Below are 245 nucleotides of genomic sequence, written 5' to 3' on the forward strand. Positions count from 1 at the left end.
AGTGACAGACGCGGGCAATTAGTTTACCGTTTAAGCCTTCTTTGGCAAATTCCATGATTTGGTTTTTTAATTGGCCGGATAGGGTTTGATTATTAGCAGTTAAATTGGTTGTAGCGCCAAAAGTAGTCTGACATTGGCGACAATAGTAACGCTGTTTCCACAATTCAAGTTCATAGCGAATACCATTTAAACTTCGAAGGCGAACATGGGCTTTACGGAAGCCGTTTTTAACAACCGCCGCAAAT

1 pseudogene is annotated in these 245 nt (G+C 41.2%); it reads right to left on the bottom strand.

From position 1 onward, the window contains the following. Nucleotides 1-245 (bottom strand): annotated as a pseudogene (locus tag H5S41_RS00465) (ISL3 family transposase); the annotation flags it as partial.

This window comes from Limosilactobacillus albertensis (genome assembly GCF_014145555.1).
Classification (GTDB): domain Bacteria; phylum Bacillota; class Bacilli; order Lactobacillales; family Lactobacillaceae; genus Limosilactobacillus; species Limosilactobacillus albertensis.